The sequence below is a fragment of the Actinosynnema sp. NPDC023794 genome, assembly GCF_040639675.1.
In the GTDB taxonomy this organism is placed as follows: Bacteria; Actinomycetota; Actinomycetes; order Mycobacteriales; family Pseudonocardiaceae; genus Actinosynnema; species Actinosynnema luteola.
In genome coordinates, this window is record NZ_JBFAFR010000020.1 from 55811 (window position 1) to 71420 (window position 15610).

General features: G+C 66.2%; 17 protein-coding genes. 11 read left to right on the forward strand and 6 right to left on the reverse strand.

From position 1 onward, the window contains the following. Positions 1-71: 71 nt before the first annotated feature. From AB0H12_RS31120 to AB0H12_RS31140, 5 genes are all read right to left on the reverse strand, one after another. Positions 72-974: a MinD/ParA family ATP-binding protein gene (locus AB0H12_RS31120; RefSeq protein WP_499627774.1), complete on the reverse strand. Its 903-nt coding sequence runs from the start codon at positions 972-974 to the stop codon at positions 72-74. After that, the gene (locus AB0H12_RS31125) at positions 974-1558 is read right to left on the reverse strand and encodes an SAF domain-containing protein (RefSeq protein ID WP_499627776.1); all 585 of its coding nucleotides are present in this window, start codon (positions 1556-1558) and stop codon (positions 974-976) included. The genes AB0H12_RS31120 and AB0H12_RS31125 overlap by 1 nt, the downstream gene beginning before the upstream one ends. Positions 1559-1809: 251 nt before the next feature. Beyond that, positions 1810-2634, reverse strand: a complete 825-nt coding sequence (locus tag AB0H12_RS31130; RefSeq protein WP_499627778.1) for a hypothetical protein — start codon at positions 2632-2634, stop codon at positions 1810-1812. A gap of 17 nt (positions 2635-2651) precedes the next feature. After that, positions 2652-3221: a hypothetical protein gene (locus tag AB0H12_RS31135; RefSeq protein ID WP_499627780.1), complete on the reverse strand. Its 570-nt coding sequence runs from the start codon at positions 3219-3221 to the stop codon at positions 2652-2654. A 61-nt stretch (positions 3222-3282) separates the two neighbouring features. Then, positions 3283-3825 (reverse strand): prepilin peptidase, encoded by a 543-nt coding sequence (locus AB0H12_RS31140; protein ID WP_499627781.1) that lies wholly within the window; start codon positions 3823-3825, stop codon positions 3283-3285. 361 nt (positions 3826-4186) lie between these two features. On the opposite strand from AB0H12_RS31140, the gene AB0H12_RS31145 reads away from it, so the two are divergent. Then, on the forward strand, positions 4187-6514 hold the full coding sequence (locus AB0H12_RS31145) for a tetratricopeptide repeat protein (RefSeq protein WP_499627783.1): 2328 nt from the start codon (positions 4187-4189) through the stop codon (positions 6512-6514). On the opposite strand, the gene AB0H12_RS31150 is transcribed toward AB0H12_RS31145, so the two are convergent. Then, positions 6463-7056, reverse strand: a complete 594-nt coding sequence (locus AB0H12_RS31150; RefSeq protein WP_499627785.1) for an LOG family protein — start codon at positions 7054-7056, stop codon at positions 6463-6465. The genes AB0H12_RS31145 and AB0H12_RS31150 overlap by 52 nt on opposite strands. Positions 7057-7129: 73 nt before the next feature. Between AB0H12_RS31150 and AB0H12_RS31155 the strand changes: the two genes are divergently transcribed. From AB0H12_RS31155 to AB0H12_RS31200, 10 genes are all read left to right on the forward strand, one after another. Then, a complete protein-coding gene (locus tag AB0H12_RS31155; protein ID WP_499627786.1) occupies positions 7130-8080 on the forward strand; it encodes a nucleoside hydrolase in 951 nt (316 codons plus the stop codon). 173 nt (positions 8081-8253) lie between these two features. After that, a complete protein-coding gene (locus AB0H12_RS31160; protein ID WP_499627788.1) occupies positions 8254-9543 on the forward strand; it encodes a helix-turn-helix transcriptional regulator in 1290 nt (429 codons plus the stop codon). Positions 9544-9607: 64 nt separating this feature from the next. Next, on the forward strand, positions 9608-10561 hold the full coding sequence (locus tag AB0H12_RS31165; RefSeq protein ID WP_499627789.1) for a phosphotransferase: 954 nt from the start codon (positions 9608-9610) through the stop codon (positions 10559-10561). A gap of 377 nt (positions 10562-10938) precedes the next feature. After that, complete coding sequence (locus AB0H12_RS31170; protein WP_499627790.1) at positions 10939-11223, forward strand: HC3 family zinc finger protein; 285 nt, start codon at positions 10939-10941, stop codon at positions 11221-11223. Continuing rightward, a complete protein-coding gene (locus AB0H12_RS31175) occupies positions 11220-11534 on the forward strand; it encodes a hypothetical protein (protein ID WP_499627792.1) in 315 nt (104 codons plus the stop codon). The genes AB0H12_RS31170 and AB0H12_RS31175 overlap by 4 nt, the downstream gene beginning before the upstream one ends. Before the next feature lie 250 nt (positions 11535-11784). Beyond that, on the forward strand, positions 11785-12342 hold the full coding sequence (locus tag AB0H12_RS31180) for a helix-turn-helix domain-containing protein (RefSeq protein ID WP_499627794.1): 558 nt from the start codon (positions 11785-11787) through the stop codon (positions 12340-12342). 121 nt (positions 12343-12463) lie between these two features. Next, positions 12464-13357: a DUF5753 domain-containing protein gene (locus AB0H12_RS31185; RefSeq protein WP_499627795.1), complete on the forward strand. Its 894-nt coding sequence runs from the start codon at positions 12464-12466 to the stop codon at positions 13355-13357. A gap of 25 nt (positions 13358-13382) precedes the next feature. Next, the gene (locus AB0H12_RS31190) at positions 13383-13631 is read left to right on the forward strand and encodes a transcriptional regulator (protein ID WP_499627797.1); all 249 of its coding nucleotides are present in this window, start codon (positions 13383-13385) and stop codon (positions 13629-13631) included. After that, complete coding sequence (locus AB0H12_RS31195; RefSeq protein ID WP_499627799.1) at positions 13628-14338, forward strand: hypothetical protein; 711 nt, start codon at positions 13628-13630, stop codon at positions 14336-14338. Before AB0H12_RS31190 ends, AB0H12_RS31195 begins: the two co-directional genes overlap by 4 nt. Positions 14339-14580: 242 nt before the next feature. After that, positions 14581-15300 carry a phosphoadenosine phosphosulfate reductase gene (locus tag AB0H12_RS31200; protein WP_499627801.1) on the forward strand — a complete coding sequence of 240 codons (720 nt, stop codon included), beginning with the start codon at positions 14581-14583 and terminating at the stop codon, positions 15298-15300. The last annotated feature ends 310 nt before the right edge of the window (positions 15301-15610 follow it).

The following is a 15610-nucleotide window of genomic DNA, read 5'->3' on the forward strand; positions in this document are numbered from 1 at the left end:
CGGGGCCGGTCCGGGCGGCTGTTGTTGTGGACGCAGAGGCAGCAGCGCCGGGTACTGGTTGGTCGGGTACGTCACGACGCCTGCCCTCCCTGCTGGTCACGGTGGTCGGTTGCGGGGTTCGGTGCGACGCGGACACCGTTGGACGAGACCGCGCCGGGTGGCGCACCCAGAACCGAGCGCAGGACTGGGACCTGCGTCACCGGCTCAGCGGGCCGGGGCTGACTCTGGCTGGCCGGTGTGCGCTCGCGGGTGGCGAGTTCGGTGGCGACGCGGTGAGCGAATCGGCCGAGCGCCGAGTGCGCGGGGCCGCTGCGACCCCAGCGCAGGGTGTTCGGCCGTCCGCACAGCACGGCCGCGCCGTTCGGATCGTCGGGCACGCGGCCCAGCGGCGGCACGCCGAGTTCGCGGGCGACCTCGGCGGTGGAGTAGCCCTCGCCCACCAGCAGCAGTACCGGGTTCGGGCTCCAGCGGCCGACCGTGGGCAGCCGGCGCGGCAGGTGCGCGAGGTCGTCGGCGTGCGCCCGCGACAGCAGCACAACCGTGTCGGAGGCGCGCACGATCGGCAGAGCGGGCGAGCCGGGGTCCACACGCCCGCAGTCGACGATGATCACCGTGCCCGGCTGGTTGGCCGCCGCCCGCAGCACCCCGAGCCCGCTGGTCGGGTCCGGAGCCAAGGCCGACAGCGCCGCGCGGGCCTGGTCGGAATCGGGCGGGGCGGAGATCACCGGCAGGCCGCCGGGAAGCTGCTGGGTGTGCCGCCACACCAGGTCGGTGTCGCCGCCACGGCGCGCGGCGGCGGCGAGACTCACCAGGCCCGGTGTCGAGGACAGGGAGAACCGCAGGCCGAGATCGCCACCGGAAGGATCGGCCTCGACCACCAGTGCGCGTGCCGGAGCGGGCCAGCGAGCGGCCAAGGCCACTGCCAGCGTGGTGGCGCCCGGTGAGCCCTTCAGAGACAGAACCGAGACCAACATCAGCGACCTCCAGCTGAGAGCATCACGATCGACAACTGACCGGCTGGCACCGCGGCGACCTGACGGGCGGCGGCCTCGGACAGCTGCACCGAGACCACGGTGTTCTGGTCGTTCACCGGGGTGGTCACCCTGGTCACCACCGCAGGCCAGACCGTGCCGCCATCGGCGGGCGGACTGGTCGCGGTTCCGGCCTGGCCGGGGACGAACACCACGGACACCCGCGCTCCCGGTCCGACTTCTGGGGGGAACTGGCCTGGTTTGAGCGCGAGGGCGGCGATGGCCTGTCCGCTCGTCGGGAGCGCGGCGCCGCCGACGGCATCCGGGGTGAGCAGCGCCCCGGCCGACAAGCTGGTGGCCATCGGCCTGCCGACCACGGCGGCGGCCTGGTCCGCGCCAACGACGGCGACGCCGGGGTCGACCGCGACGTTGACCTGCCGCAGGTCCTGCGTGGTCAGCACGTGCCCTACCGGTACACCGCGGGCCAGCGCGAGCACGGCTTGCCGATCTCCGGAATTCAGCGAAATCAGCACGAAGCCGCCCACGCACGCCAGTACGAGCAGCGTGCCGACCAGCAGGTACGGCACGCTGCGGCGGCGCCCTGTGGTGCGCAACCGCGAGGCGGGAGGCTTCTTGCCGTCGTTGATCCAGGGGCCGTTGGCCGTGCTCGTGTCTCGGTCGGTGTCGGGCCGGATCGTCGTGTCGGTGCTCACGCCGGTACCTCCAAAAGGCATGGGGGTAGTGCGCCGCGTCGCCAGAGGATGGTCAGCGAGCGGAACAGGTGGTCATCGCTTTGTGGGCTATGCGGAGATGCCACGCCAGGAGGCAGTGGCGCTGGTCAGCCGCCGCCGTTGTTGAGCGCCTGCGACTCCGCCACGCGGAAGGTCGCGTTGCCCGGCGTGGTCATGTTCGGGAACGTCCCGCCCTGACCAGCACCGGACCAGGACACCGTCCAGTGCACGGTCGCCGTCACCGGGTACGCCTGTCCCGGCTGGCTCGCCGAGGAGCGGCGGTAGACGTGGCCGCAGTCGGGCGAGGTCGCCTTTGGATCGGTGCCCGCCGCGTACGGCGTTCCCGCACCGGCGCAGGTCACCGTCGAGCCGTCACCCATCGACCAGGTCACCGAGGCCGGAGCCGCGACCGCCGTCACCGACACACCCGGAACCGACGCGCTCGCCGACACCTCCTGCCAACCACCGCTCAACCACAACCACGTCGGCAGGTTCACCAACTGCACCTCAGCGGGGCTGGCCGCGATCATGACCGAAGGCAGCCGCAAGCGGTTGCGCGCGATGGCGGCCACCTTCACCGGCGACAGCGCCGGTTGCGCAGCACCGCCGGTAGGCACCCACACCGGGCCGTGGGACAGCGGATCCTTGCCGTCCGGCGAACACAGCACCATGAACCAACCGCCCGGCTCCTCCGGCTGACCCTCCGGCGCGTGGTAGTCGACCGGCTTGTAGCTGCAGCCCGCATAGGGATCGTCGCCGTCGTCATGTTCGGAGGGTGGTTCTTTGCCTCCGGGGCGTCCGATCACCGGCCCGGGCCGGTTACCGATTCCAGCACCGAGGTCGCAGATCGGCGAGGGATCTTGGGTGCAGTTCACATCGCCCCAAGGGTCCTGGGCCCTGGCAGGCGCAGCTGTCATCGAGAGGATGAGCACTCCGATGATCACAGGACTCAGCATGTTCCCACCTCGTGTACGCCGAAGTCGCTGACCTTCCAGGATCCGTCGACCTGCTTCTCCACCACCGCGTTGATGTGCCGCTTGCCCCCAGGTTCGCCGTCAGCGAGGGCACCGCTGTCGGCGTAGTGCTTGGTCCATGTCGTCGAGTCACCGCAGTCGGAGACGATCACCTTGATGGGCAAGTCAGGAGGCTCCACTGAGGACACCGTCGGATTCAGAACGGGTTGCCCTCGCGTCACGATCCCCAACTCACGGTAGCCGAAAAGACCTCGGGTCAAGGTCGACAAGGCGTTGCCGGTGGCGTAGCGGGTCAGTTCCGGCGACTGCCAGTCGGCGGTGGTACCGGCTGTGGCGTAAGCAGTCCACATCTGCCGATAGGTTTGCACTCCTTGTTCCCGTGCCTCGTCGACCGGATTGGTTACCGCTGTTGATGTTCCAGGGAGGGGGCCGTCCACGTCGGCTGGCATGCCCGACTGGCCTGGCGACATGGAGGTTGAGGAACTGCACGCGGCCAGGAAGAGGAAGACGGCCAGAGCGGTGGCTGTGCCGTGGAAGATTTTCATATCAGCCCTCAGGTCTCGATCGTGGTGACGGGAGAAGGCACATCGGCAACCTTCCAGATGATCACGTTGCGACGAGAGCGAGCAGGGCCCCGCCGACGATGGCCGGACCGAAGGCGAGGCGGTCCGTCCGCGAGATTCGTCGGGCGATCAGCAGTGTTGTGCCTGCCATGGCGCCCAGAAGCAGCGCGAGCACAACGCCGCGCAACAGGTCGAGCCAGCCGACCCACCCAAGGTAAAGGGCGACCGCTCCCAGGAGCTTGACGTCGCCCGCCCCGAGAGCAGCAGGAATGATCATCGCCACTGTCAACGCCGCAGCGGACGTGATCCCGGCGGCGAGGAGCGCTCGCGTCAGGGCGTTCAGGTCATCATGGGAAGCCGCGACATATCCCAAGATCGCCACTCCGCCCACGAACAGGGCTCGGACGAGCGGGGAGGGCAGGCGGTGGCATGCCCAGTCGATCATCATCAGCGGAACGCCGATCGCTGCCAGCCACAGGACGGCGAACTGATGGGGCACACCGTCGAACCGCTGGTGAAGCACACCGAGTCCAACTCCGACGACCGAGCCCACCATGAACCCGTCGCGCGTCCCGAGCGCGTTCAACGAAGGCCAGGACCACAGCCCAGTCCCTGGACACGGAGCCTGTAGCCGCCCACCGATCACCTGAGGCCCGTCCGTGTCAGCTGAAGCTCGGGCCACGACGCCGAGCGTCACCGGGCCGCATGCCGTGCCGATCAATGCGACTTCAACCCACATGTCACAACCCTTCACGAGGTGAAGCGAAGATGACTTCACGTATCCGACAACCGCACCGTTCACTCGATCGGGGTTTCGTCGGATCGGTTGGACCATCGGTCTGCATCTGATCCCCATATCCTCGACTCCTGCCGGTCGCCATCAGGTCCGGCCAGCACCAACGGTGGCAAGGTCGCCTGGGAGGTGAAAAGAGGGGCGGTGTATTCACTTGGACGGAATAAAGAATAGGCAGGCCGACATAGGAACCGAGCTGCGCCGGAGGCGTGCCGCGGCAGGGCTCTCGCTGCAGCAGTTGGCGGACCGATGCCACTACAGCCCAGGGCACATCAGCAACGTCGAGCACGGAACCAAGCCTGCGAGCAAAGACTTCCTCCGCGCCTGCGACCAGGCACTCGACACTGGCGGCGCCCTGGTGGCACTGCTGTCCGCACGAGGCGACCGCGCCAACTCACGCCCGTGGAACAGTCCCTCGCAGTTGCCCCCGGTGCCACGACTGGTGGGCCGTTCCGCACTCGTCGACGAACTCGACAAGACACTTGACGCGGTGACGAACACCCGATCGTCGGGCATCATTGCACTGGACGGGGCGGCCGGTAGCGGCAAAACCACACTCGCTGTCACATGGAGCCACCGGATACGCCAAAACTTCCCCGATGGAGTGTTGTTTTACGATCTCCGCGGCTACTCAGCGAATTCCGCCCCAGCAGACCCGACCGAAGTACTGGAAACCTTCCTGCTCGATCTCGGGGTGCCGCCCGCAGACATCCCGGCGACCGCCGACCGCCGAGCCACCCTCCTGCGCACCAGGCTCGACCGGATGCGCGCCTTGCTGCTCTTGGACAACGCATCCAGCGCACAGCAGGTACGCCCCCTACTCCCTGGAGGGTCAGGCTGCCTGGTGATCGTCACGAGCCGTCAACGACTGTCCAGCCTGGCAGTCCGGGAGGGCGCCCGATGCGTCACTGTCCCGTCGTTCACCTCCGACGAGGCAGTGAACCTGTTGCGCGAAGCGATCGGCACCGAGCGCGTAAACAGCGAGCCGACCGCCGCACACGAGATAGCCAGATTGTGTGCGCACTTGCCGTTGGCGGTCAGGGTGGCCGCAGAGCGGATCAGCGCCCACCCGCACGTGACATTGGGCGAACTGGCGAGGGAGCTGTCCGCGATCGACAAGCGGTTGGACGTCCTCTCGCAGGAGGACGAAGCGGTGCGCGCGGTGTTCTCCTGGTCCTACCGCGCCCTGAGCGACGACGCGGCCAGGCTGTTTCGCCTGCTCGGCCTACACTCCGGTAACCGTTTCGGTCCGGACGCCGCCGCAGCGTTGTGCGGCATCGAGTCCCGCAGCGCGATGCCGCTGCTCAGGCAGCTGTCGGCCGTGCGGCTGGTTGACGAAGTCGGTCAAGACCGCTTTCGTCAGCATGACCTGCTCAAGGCCTACAGCGTCGAACTGGTCCGCATCGAAGAATCCGAGGATCAACGCGTCGGGGCCGTGACCAGGCTCGTCGACTGGTACCTGCACACCGCCTATCGAGCCAACCACGCCCTGGCCCCGCAACGGCGCGATCCCGAACTGGTTCCTCCTGCCGACGGGGTGCCGTCGTCACCGGCCAGCTTCACCTATGAGCAGGCGCTCACGTGGTGCGAAGCGGAGCTGCCGAACCTCGTCGCGGCCACCCGGTTGGCACATCACAGCGGCCTGCACAGGCAGGCGTGGCAGCTACCAGTCGGACTCTGGAACTACCTGCTCCTGCGCAAACCGTGGACGGCCTGGATCACCTCCCACACCATCGCCTTGGCCGCCGCAGAGGCCAGCGGAGACGTTTTCGGTCGGGCATGGGTGCTCAACAACCTCGCTCACGCCCACCGCGAGCGTCAGGAATACGACCTGGCCGGTCGCGAGCTGGACGAGGCGTTGACCCTACGTCGCCAGATCGGGGACGAGACGGGGCAGGCATGGACACTGACCGGCAGCGGCTACCTGGCCGCCGAACGGGGCCGGCGAGACGAGGCGGTGGAGCTGTTCAGCGAGGCGGTGGAGTTGTTCCGCGGTGTCGGCGATCGCCACGGTGAAGCCATCGCATCGGCCAGTCTCGGTGAGGCGATGCGACGTTCCGGCCGCGACGCGGAAGCCTTGCACCACCTGGGCAGCGCTCTGGAGATCATGCGTAGCACCGCCGATCGCTACGGCGAAGGCTTCACCCTGACCAAGCTCGGCACCACACTGCACGACCTGGGCCGGTATCAGGAAGCTCTCGGCCAGTTCGACCTCGCGCTGAAGACTCGTCGACAGGTCGGTGACAGGTGGGGCGAGGCCGAGACCCTGGTCAGCCGCGGCCACACCCTGAATGCTCTCGGCGACCGGCAAGAAGCGCAGGCCTCATGGCTCAAGGCGCTGGCCATCCTCGACGAGCTCGACGACCCGCGCGCGAACGAGGTCCGGGATTACCTGAGCTCCGCGAGCGATGACATGCCAACGCCTCGCAGTCATGAACCCGACGGTCCGGCGGTGTCCACCGGATCGTCCGACCAGGTGTAGTCGGGCGGTCGGTAAGCGATGAAGAGGTCCAGTAAGCGGTCCACGTCGTCGTCGACCAGCAGCATCTCGCGGTACGGCGGCTTGAGGAACCCCTCGACCACCATGTGGTCGATCATCGTCAGCAACGGGTCGAAGAACCCGGCCACGTTGAGCACACCGACCGGCTTGGCGTGCACCTTCAGCTGCGCCCACGTCCACGCCTCGAACAACTCGTCCAGCGTGCCCGCTCCGCCCGGCAACGCCAGCACCGCGTCCGACAATCCGGTCATCATCGCCTTGCGCTCGTGCAAGCCCGCCACCACACGCAGCTCGGTCAGCCCTTGGTGGGCGATCTCCCACCCCACCAGCGGCTCCGGGATCACCCCGATCACCCGACCACCGGCCTGCAGCGCCCCGTCGGCAACGGCTCCCATCGTGCCCACGCGGGCACCGCCGTACACCACCTCGATCCCCCTCCGGGCCAATGTCGCGCCGACCTGCCTGGCCGCCGAGAGGTAGGTCGCCCCGGCACTGGAGGAACCGCAGTAAACACACACCCGCATGACACCGAACCTAAAGGCACACCGCTCGAACGAGTGATAGCGACGCCCCTGACGAACCTGATTGGGTGACCACGTGCGCATCGTTCTGGACACCGACCCCGGCATCGACGACGCACTGGCCATCCTCTACCTCGCCGCTCAAGAGCAAGCCGAGATCGTGGCCGTGGGCAGCGTCCACGGCAACGTCCCGGCTCCCCAAGCCGCCGACAACGCGCTTCGGGTGCTCAAACTCGCGGGCCTGGACACCGTGCCTGTGGCAATCGGCGCACGTCGCCCATTGGCGCAGCCACTACACACCGCCGAGTTCGTCCACGGCCACGACGGCCTCGGCGGTCATGCCGGTCCTCCCACCGAAGGCCGTCCGATCCAGGAGTCCGCAGCCGAGCAGCTCGTCCGCCTGGCCCGCCAACACCCCGGCGAACTCACCCTCCTCGCCCTCGGCCCGCTGACCAACATCGCCCTGGCACTGCTGCTGGAACCCGAACTGCCCAGGCTGTTGCGCTCGGTCATCGTCATGGGCGGCGCCCTGACCGCCCCCGGCAACATCACCCCTTCGGCCGACGCCAACTCCTGGCACGACCCCGAAGCGACCGACCTCGTCCTGGGAGCCGGATTCCCCCTAACCCTCATCGGCCTGGAGGTCACCGAAGCAGCCCGCGTCGACCAGACGTGGCTGGACACACTTGCCACGATCGACAACCCCCGCGCCCGCTTCGCCACGAGCATCATCGGCCACTACGCCAACTTCTACGCCGCTATGTTCGGCCGTCGCGAATGCACCCTGCACGACCCGCTCGCCGCCGCCATCACGCTGGATCCCGAACTGGCCACCTACCGTCGACTGGCTGTGGCCGTCGAGCTCACCGGCACCCACACCCGCGGCCGGCTCATCGCCGACCTGCGCCCCATCGTCAACACCACCCATATCGAAAGCTCCATCACCACGGACCGCCATCCCGTTGACGTCGCCCTCACCGCCGACGCCGACACCTTCTTGTCCAGACTGCTCGAAGCACTCAGCTGATCAACAGTCGCGCCCAGCGCTGCCATACCCCCACGCACCACAGCACGTGTCCATAACCTTCTTGCAAGTCTCCCGGCATTCTCCCTGAAGGATGGTGCAGCCGTCGCAGTGTGGACCACTGGCCATTGCTTTATTCCGCTATCGTGGTGCATTCCAGCATACGGAGGGCAACAATGGGGTCGCAGATCAAGGTGCCGCGAGAAGCTCTGGCGCAAGCACGAGATCAAGCTGGGTTCAGCCAGGAGAGCCTTGCTGATGCCCTAGGGGTGCACCCCACCACGGTCGGCAACTGGGAAAACGGCAGGACGTCCCCGTTGCCACACCACCGACGCCCTCTTGCGCAACTACTTCACATCAGCTTGAGCGAACTTGCCAACCTACTCGGCCCAGGGCAGTCCCCGACTGCCCCTAATACGTTGTCCCTGAGCAACGGCCAGTCAAGTTCATCACGCGATCGACCCAGTCAAGAGCCGCTTGTAGACGATGACGCCGAACGGGTTCGAACGCGACTGGAGTCGTCCCTGAGCGAGTCGGCCTCACCAGCTCGTATGGAACTAATTGACCAGCAAGTAGCGCACCACATCGGTGAGTACACCCGAACCGGTCCAGGTCAGGCGTTGGAGTCGTTGATACCGGCCTTGGCGGACATGCAGGCATTGGTCGCACGGCGCCATCCGGTGGCCGTGCACCGGCAGCTGTCCACGGCCACGACCACGTTGACGCTGCTGATCGCCGATGCGTTCATGAAGTTGCAGCACATCGCCAGCGCACGCCGGTGGTACGGCACCGCTTTGCTGACCGCGCGGGACGCCGATGATCCGGTGTTGGTCGCGTTGGTGTTGGCTCAGCAGACCATGCTGGCGTACTACTACGAGAACGCGCGGAACGCGGTCGCGTTGGCACGACGCGCACGTGCTTTGACCTCCGACTTGGTATGCGACGCCGCAGCGCTCGCCGCAGCGGCCGAGGCGCGCGCCTTGGGCAAGCTCGGCGAAACCCGCGGTGTGAGGGAGGCGCTGGACGACGCCCGACGCCTGACCGAGAAGCTGTCCGACCAACTGACCGGACAAGACGACCCGTACGCCGCCTTCCGCTTCAACCCAGGTCGTCTGTACTTGTACGCCTCCGGCGCATGGGCGAATCTGGGCGATACCTCTCAGGCTCACACCGCCCAGGAGGCCGCCTTGAGGGCCTATGCCGACGACGAACGCCTGGTGGTCGATCCCGCCCTCATCCGCTTGGACCAGGCACTGACCGAGGCACGCTGCGGCGACATGGTCGGCGCGACCACACTTGCCCTGACCGTGCTCACGGAGTTGCCGCCCGCACACCGCACCGGAGTGGTGCTGACCCGCGACCGCGATGTGGTCGCCGCGACGGAGGCACTGCCCCGACCTCGTGGCCAAGTACCGGAAACCGTGCAGGAACTGCGAACGCTCACAGCATCCGCCGCTCACCGTTGAACACGGAGGACAAGACCGTCACCCCGGTCGGTGCACGACGACCGTTTGGCCGCAGACTTGGCTGGTGACCTCACGGCCGTTCGCGACCGAGAACGACTTCACCGTCGACCGCACTCGCCCGCTTCTCCAGCGGGCATGCGAAGCGATCGGCTTGGATGCACGGGATGCACAGGTGTTGCGCCACCACACCAACGCCGTCTACCTCGTCGGCGATGTGCCGAACGCCGTAGTCGTCAAGATCAGCCGCCCAGGCTCCAACCCTCGACAGGACCTGAGCAACGCACGAGGACTTGTCTCCCTCGTCGCCTGGCTGACCCGTCACCGGGTACCCATCAGTCCCCTGCTGCGCGGCGCGGAACAGCCCGTTGTCATCGACGATCACGTCGCCACCTTCTGGCACCACCTGCCACAGGACCGACCGGTATCGACCGAGGCCATCGCCAAGCCACTGCTGGCGCTGCATCAGGCGCTGCAACCGTCGATCAACCTCCCTGCTCTCGACCCGATCACCGCGATCACCCGCTCGGCGGATGCCAGTCGCATCCTCAGCGATGAGCACAGAGCGGTGATCAAGGAGAAGTTGGATGGCCTGCGGACTTTCTGGGCGCATCTGATCCAGACGACGTCACCATGCCTGATTCATACTGATCCACAGCACCGCAACACCCTGTGGCGACCTGCCACCAGCGACGAACGGGCAGCCGTGCGCGGTTTTCCGACGTCAGCCGTTCTGTGCGACCTGGACGGCGTGACACTCGGCCCGGTCGAATGGGATCTGGTCACCGTCGAGGTCCACTGCCGCAGGTTCGGCCACGCCGACTACGAGACCTTCGCCGCAGCATACGGACGTGATATCCGAGAGTGGCCAGGTTACCCGAAGCTACGCGCCCTGCGGGAGCTGCGGATGATTACCACCAATGCTCGGAAGTCCCAAACCGGCAGTCCTCAAGCCGCCGAGGTTGTCCGACGTGTTCACAGCATTGACGAAGACGTCACCCTGCGGTGGAACATCATCTGACTCCTGACCGGGACCAACCGGGCCGAGCACCTCTTTATGCACAGCCTCCCGAGTAGCGACTCTTTGGAAGGTTCAGAGCGCTCACTCCCCGATTCGGCCTGGATTGCAGCTGGATTGCAGCCGGGTTCTATGGCGGGTGTTGCGCGGACGCGATTGACTATCCACATAGCGCAGCGTTTCACCTTCGCAACGAGCTTCATCTTCCCGAAGACCGTCGCTTCACCGAATAACCAGAAAAGGGCAAGCGTAACGAGGAGGCTTACGGTGACGATCACCTGGGCTGCCAATGATCCACTCGCTGTCACCTACCGTCTGGGCCGCAGCCGATCAGGAGCGACGGCGAGCTCTTGCTCGAATCGCGCCCCAGGTCGGTTCTGATGGGGACCCGACCGTTTCGGTGGTTGCCGCACCAGGGACGTCGTCACGCCATCCCAGACTCGATGGCAGCCAACGACGACGGCCAGACACTGTGCGGGGTTGCCGTCACCGTGCCACACGACCCACCACCACGCTCCCCCGACGGCTGCTGGCCCACATGTCGTGACTGCGACCAGGCGTGGCGCCAACACGAAGGCATCCCCCTATTCCCCTGGCCCCGCGAGGCAGTGGACAACGCAACGACCACCGCAGCACGACAAGGCGCTCGTGGGAGTGGGCCGTGATGGTGGCGCAGAACAACCACGTGGTATTCGCCGCGATCCGTGACCAACTCTGGTCCGACCTCGAAGCGACATGCGACGTCGTGCTCGAGGGCGACGACCACGCCGCCGCCCTGGCCGCACGGACACAGCTGCCCGGCCTGATCGCGGGCCTGCGCGCCCCGGTCGCACAGCACACACCCGATGCGAACGGCTACTACCGACAGTGTCGAACCAGACGCTGGTGGCGCAGGATCCCGGCTCTATGCCATGCGCTGGTCAAGTTCCGACTCACCCGAGACGACTCGATCGACCACCGACTCCGAGGACGGTGAAGCGGCTCGCGCGCTGATCCACCCGGCTCGGTTCGCACGCAGCTCACGCACACCCCATCACGTCGCCCCGCGTGAGCGAAGTGCGCAGAGCGCAGAGCGCCGAACACAAGCCGGTCACCGGGGCGGCAGGAACCCCGACCCCTGCCGCCCCACCCAACTCCGCCAACCACCCCCTCGCCCAACTCGCAGCTGGAGAATCCTGATGACCGGAACCGGTAACCAACCCCCGCATACGAGCCACGTTGACCCCTTGGACGGCAGGGCCACGCTGCGTGCCCGCCTGCTCGGTACCGAACTGCGCCGCGTTCGCGAAGCGGCAAGCCTGACCGTGGGCGAATTGGCCGCACTCACCGACCTCGAACCCGACACGATCCGGCGACTCGAAAGCGGTATCGGTCCGGACGTCCCCGCGTCCGAGTCGACGGTCTGGTGTCCGTGGGGCACCCTCACCATGAGCATGATCAACGCTCTGTGTCGCAACGCAGAGCGGATCGATATCTTCGCGCCTCTGGGCATCCACCCCGCTCTCGGACCGCTCGATGTCGACCGGTGCACCGCCTACGTGCTGGAGGAGTTCGCCGTCGACCGTCGCGACGTGACCGTGCGCGTGATCCGGCACGGAGGGCGCCTGTACCCGGGCGTCGATCACCACCCGCTTACCCGCTTCACCCTGCCCGACGGCCCGGCCGTCGTTCTCTATGTCTACCTGCACGCGGCCCAGTTCACCGAGGAAGAACAGCACCTGCTGGCGGCGTACACGCTCTTCGACGAACTCGCCGGGTTCACCGGAGCCGCTGGTCCCGCCTAACGGATCAGAAGGACGCCGTGAGCCGGGATCGCAGCTCGTCGTCCACGGCCCGCCCAACACTTTCTTTGACCTGGCGGCGACTTCAGCGGAGCTGAAGCCGTGAAAGCTCCCGGGAGGACACATGCGCACGCGCACCAAGCCCGAGTCACAAGGACAGTCGACGGAGGCCGACGAGAAGAAGGCCGCTCCCCGGCTGAGCAACGCGCGCAGCCGCGAGCTCGGCGAGGAACTGCGCCGGATCCGTCATCGCGCCCGCAGGTCGTCCGCGGGCACCGCCGAGGCGATGGGCTGGTCACTGGGCAAGCTCAGCAAACTGGAGACCGGCAGCCGTGGTACCCGCGCGTGGGAGATCGCCACTCTCATCGGACGTCTCGGCGCCGACAAACCCGCGCGTGACCGCATCCTGGCCATCGCCGACGAGCCCGACAACGGCAACTTCCTCCGCCCCTACAACGACGTCCCCGACACCCTGACCGCCCTGACCCTGCACGAGCAACTCGCACAGACCATCATCACTTACGAGCCCCTCACGGTTCCCAACCTCGCACAGACCGAGGACTGCGCCCACGCCCTGACCGGTGACCGCGCGCTGGCCACGGCCCGGACCGCCAGGCAGGACGCCCTACGCCGGCGAAGTGTCGGTCCAGAGATGGTCGTCCTCGTGCACGAGGCCGCGCTGCGCACGATCGTCGGCGACCCGCAGGTCATGCGGGACCAGTTGCTGCACCTGACCCTGATGTGCGGATGGGCCCACTGCAGCCCCCGAGTGATCCCCATGTCGACGCGGTCCCACGCCGCCCTCCGCAACCCGGCCACGCTGCTGACCTTCGACCACCCGATCACGCCGCTGGCCTACATCGAGACCGACACCGCGGTCGTGTTCCAGGACGAGCCACAAGCCGTCACCCACTACCAGGCCAAGATGCGGCGTCTCGCCGCACTCGCGCTGAGCCCCGGCAAGTCCCACGACGTCCTGGCCGGCTGGGCCAACCGCTACGACCGTGACACGCGCTGACCACCGCACAGCCGTCGGAGCAACGATGAACACGACCTACACCGTGAAGCTTCGGACCGACACCTTCGGCAAAGCCGCACTGCTGGCCGGGTTCGGCTCCGACTACCGCACCGCAGCGGCGATGGGAGTCAACCGCTCCACCCTCAGCCGAGTCCTGTCGGGTGAACTCCAGCCCGGGGCCACGTTCATCGCCGGCGCGCTGATCGCGCTGAAACCGATGGCCTTCGAGGACCTGTTCGAGGTGGTCCCCAACGCGGACAGGACCCCCGAGTGAGTGTCCCCAGGCATGCCGCCTCACAGTTGCGTCGTGAACTGGCACAACACCACGACGGCTCCACCTTCACCCCTGACCGCATCCTCACAACCCTGCACGCCGTGCTGGACGAACCGGAGACCGCAGTCGCCCTACTGGCCGAGGTCTGGCCCGCCGTCCCACCCGATGTCGAGCAGGACTGGATCCGCCGGACGAGCGACGTCGGAACCCACCTGCTGACCGTGCTGCCCACGTCCCAACTGCTGGCGACGACGTTCCGCCGCGCCGCCCGAACCATGCGTGCACACGGGCACCTCCGCCTCGCCGCCATCCACGGCATGCGGGAACTCGCTATCCACCGGCAGCGCGACGACGACCCGGACGCCACCGCCGCGTCGCTGCACGACCTGGCCGAGACCTGCCGCGCCCAAGGCAGGATGCACAAGGTCATCGGCTGCGCCGACGAGACGCTGGAGACTTACCTGCTACATGGGTACAGACCCGGTGTCGCGCGCACGCTGGCCCACCTCGCCTGTGCGTCAGGCTCACGTCGCAGCCGACCACGCGTGCGGTGTGCCCGGGTACTCGATCCCGCTCTCAAGCCGACTCCGTCACCGTCCTTGCGATCCCCGTCAGGCGCGGATAGCCAAGGTGCACTAGCAGACACTGTCATCAGCCCTTGGCGCTATATAAACAAAAGTCAAGCATCTGCCGCCAACCACCTTTGAGGTGCCAGAATCCTCCAACGTCCCAATGTTAAAGTTCTTGTCGACACTGTTCTATCGTATGGTCAACCTTGACTACTGCGGAGAAAGATGCGAACTGAACCAATCGCAATCGAGTGCCTCCACCGAGGCGCCATAAGGGTTACCGAAGCCGGAGGTTGCAGATGAGAGTCGTTTCGTATGGAGGCGGTGTCCAGTCCACAGCGCTTCTCGTTCTAGCAGCTCAACATCACATAAACTATGAGGTGTTCCTGTTCGCCAATGTAGGAAGCGATAGCGAGAATCCCGCCACCCTGAATTACGTCCAGACTGTGGCAGCACCATTCGCTGAAAATTCCGGCCTACTGCTACACCAGCTTGAGCGCCAACGTCGTGATGGGACAACGGAGACGCTGATGCAACGTCTTAATAACCCAAGCAGTCGTTCAATACCAATCCCCATCCGTATGACGAACGGTGCTCCGGGACGCCGTTCCTGCACTGCTGATTTCAAAATAAAGGTCATCGGGCGATGGCTGCGCCAGCATGGCGCATCTGTCGAGAGTCCAGCCACCGTGGCAATTGGAATATCACTCGACGAAATCCACCGCGCCAATCGACGACGATGTGATCCGTACGAGCGGATCGAGTATCCCTTGCTCGACCTAAAGCTGGCCAGGGAGGACTGCGAACGAGTCATCGCGAGTGCGGGACTCCCGGTACCGCCGAGAAGCTCATGCTTCTTCTGTCCGTTTCAGACCCTCGACTCCTGGAAACGGCAGCGACAGAATGAGCCAGATCTGTTCGCCAAGTCGGTACAGCTTGAACAGACGCTCAACGAACGCAGAGCCGCACTTGGGCGAGATCCTGCTTACCTATCCCGTTTCGGTCGTCCACTTCCCGAAGCTATACCAATCGTGGATGTGGCGGGTGCAAGCGATGATCCCGATGGCGGCGAATGCGATTCCGGCTGGTGTGCGACCTGACCTACTACATCTATCGCCGTGCAAGCGTGTCTTTGAACTGGGGTGCACAGCCAGGAACTCCTACGTTGTACGCAATACGAACAACCTTCGCGCCCGCGTGATGTGAGCTATCGGCAGAGGACTACACGATCCTTGAAGGCACCTCGGCTTGACAATTTCGCGGATCGTAAAGCGCCTAGGTCATCCTCGCTCAACCCAGCCTCGGCGCCCAGCGCATATACCACCTCTAGGATGTCAGCCAACTCTTCAGGGTCGCTCGATGCGAGGAACTCTTGCACTTCCTCACGAAGTTTTGCCCGAAGAAGCTTGC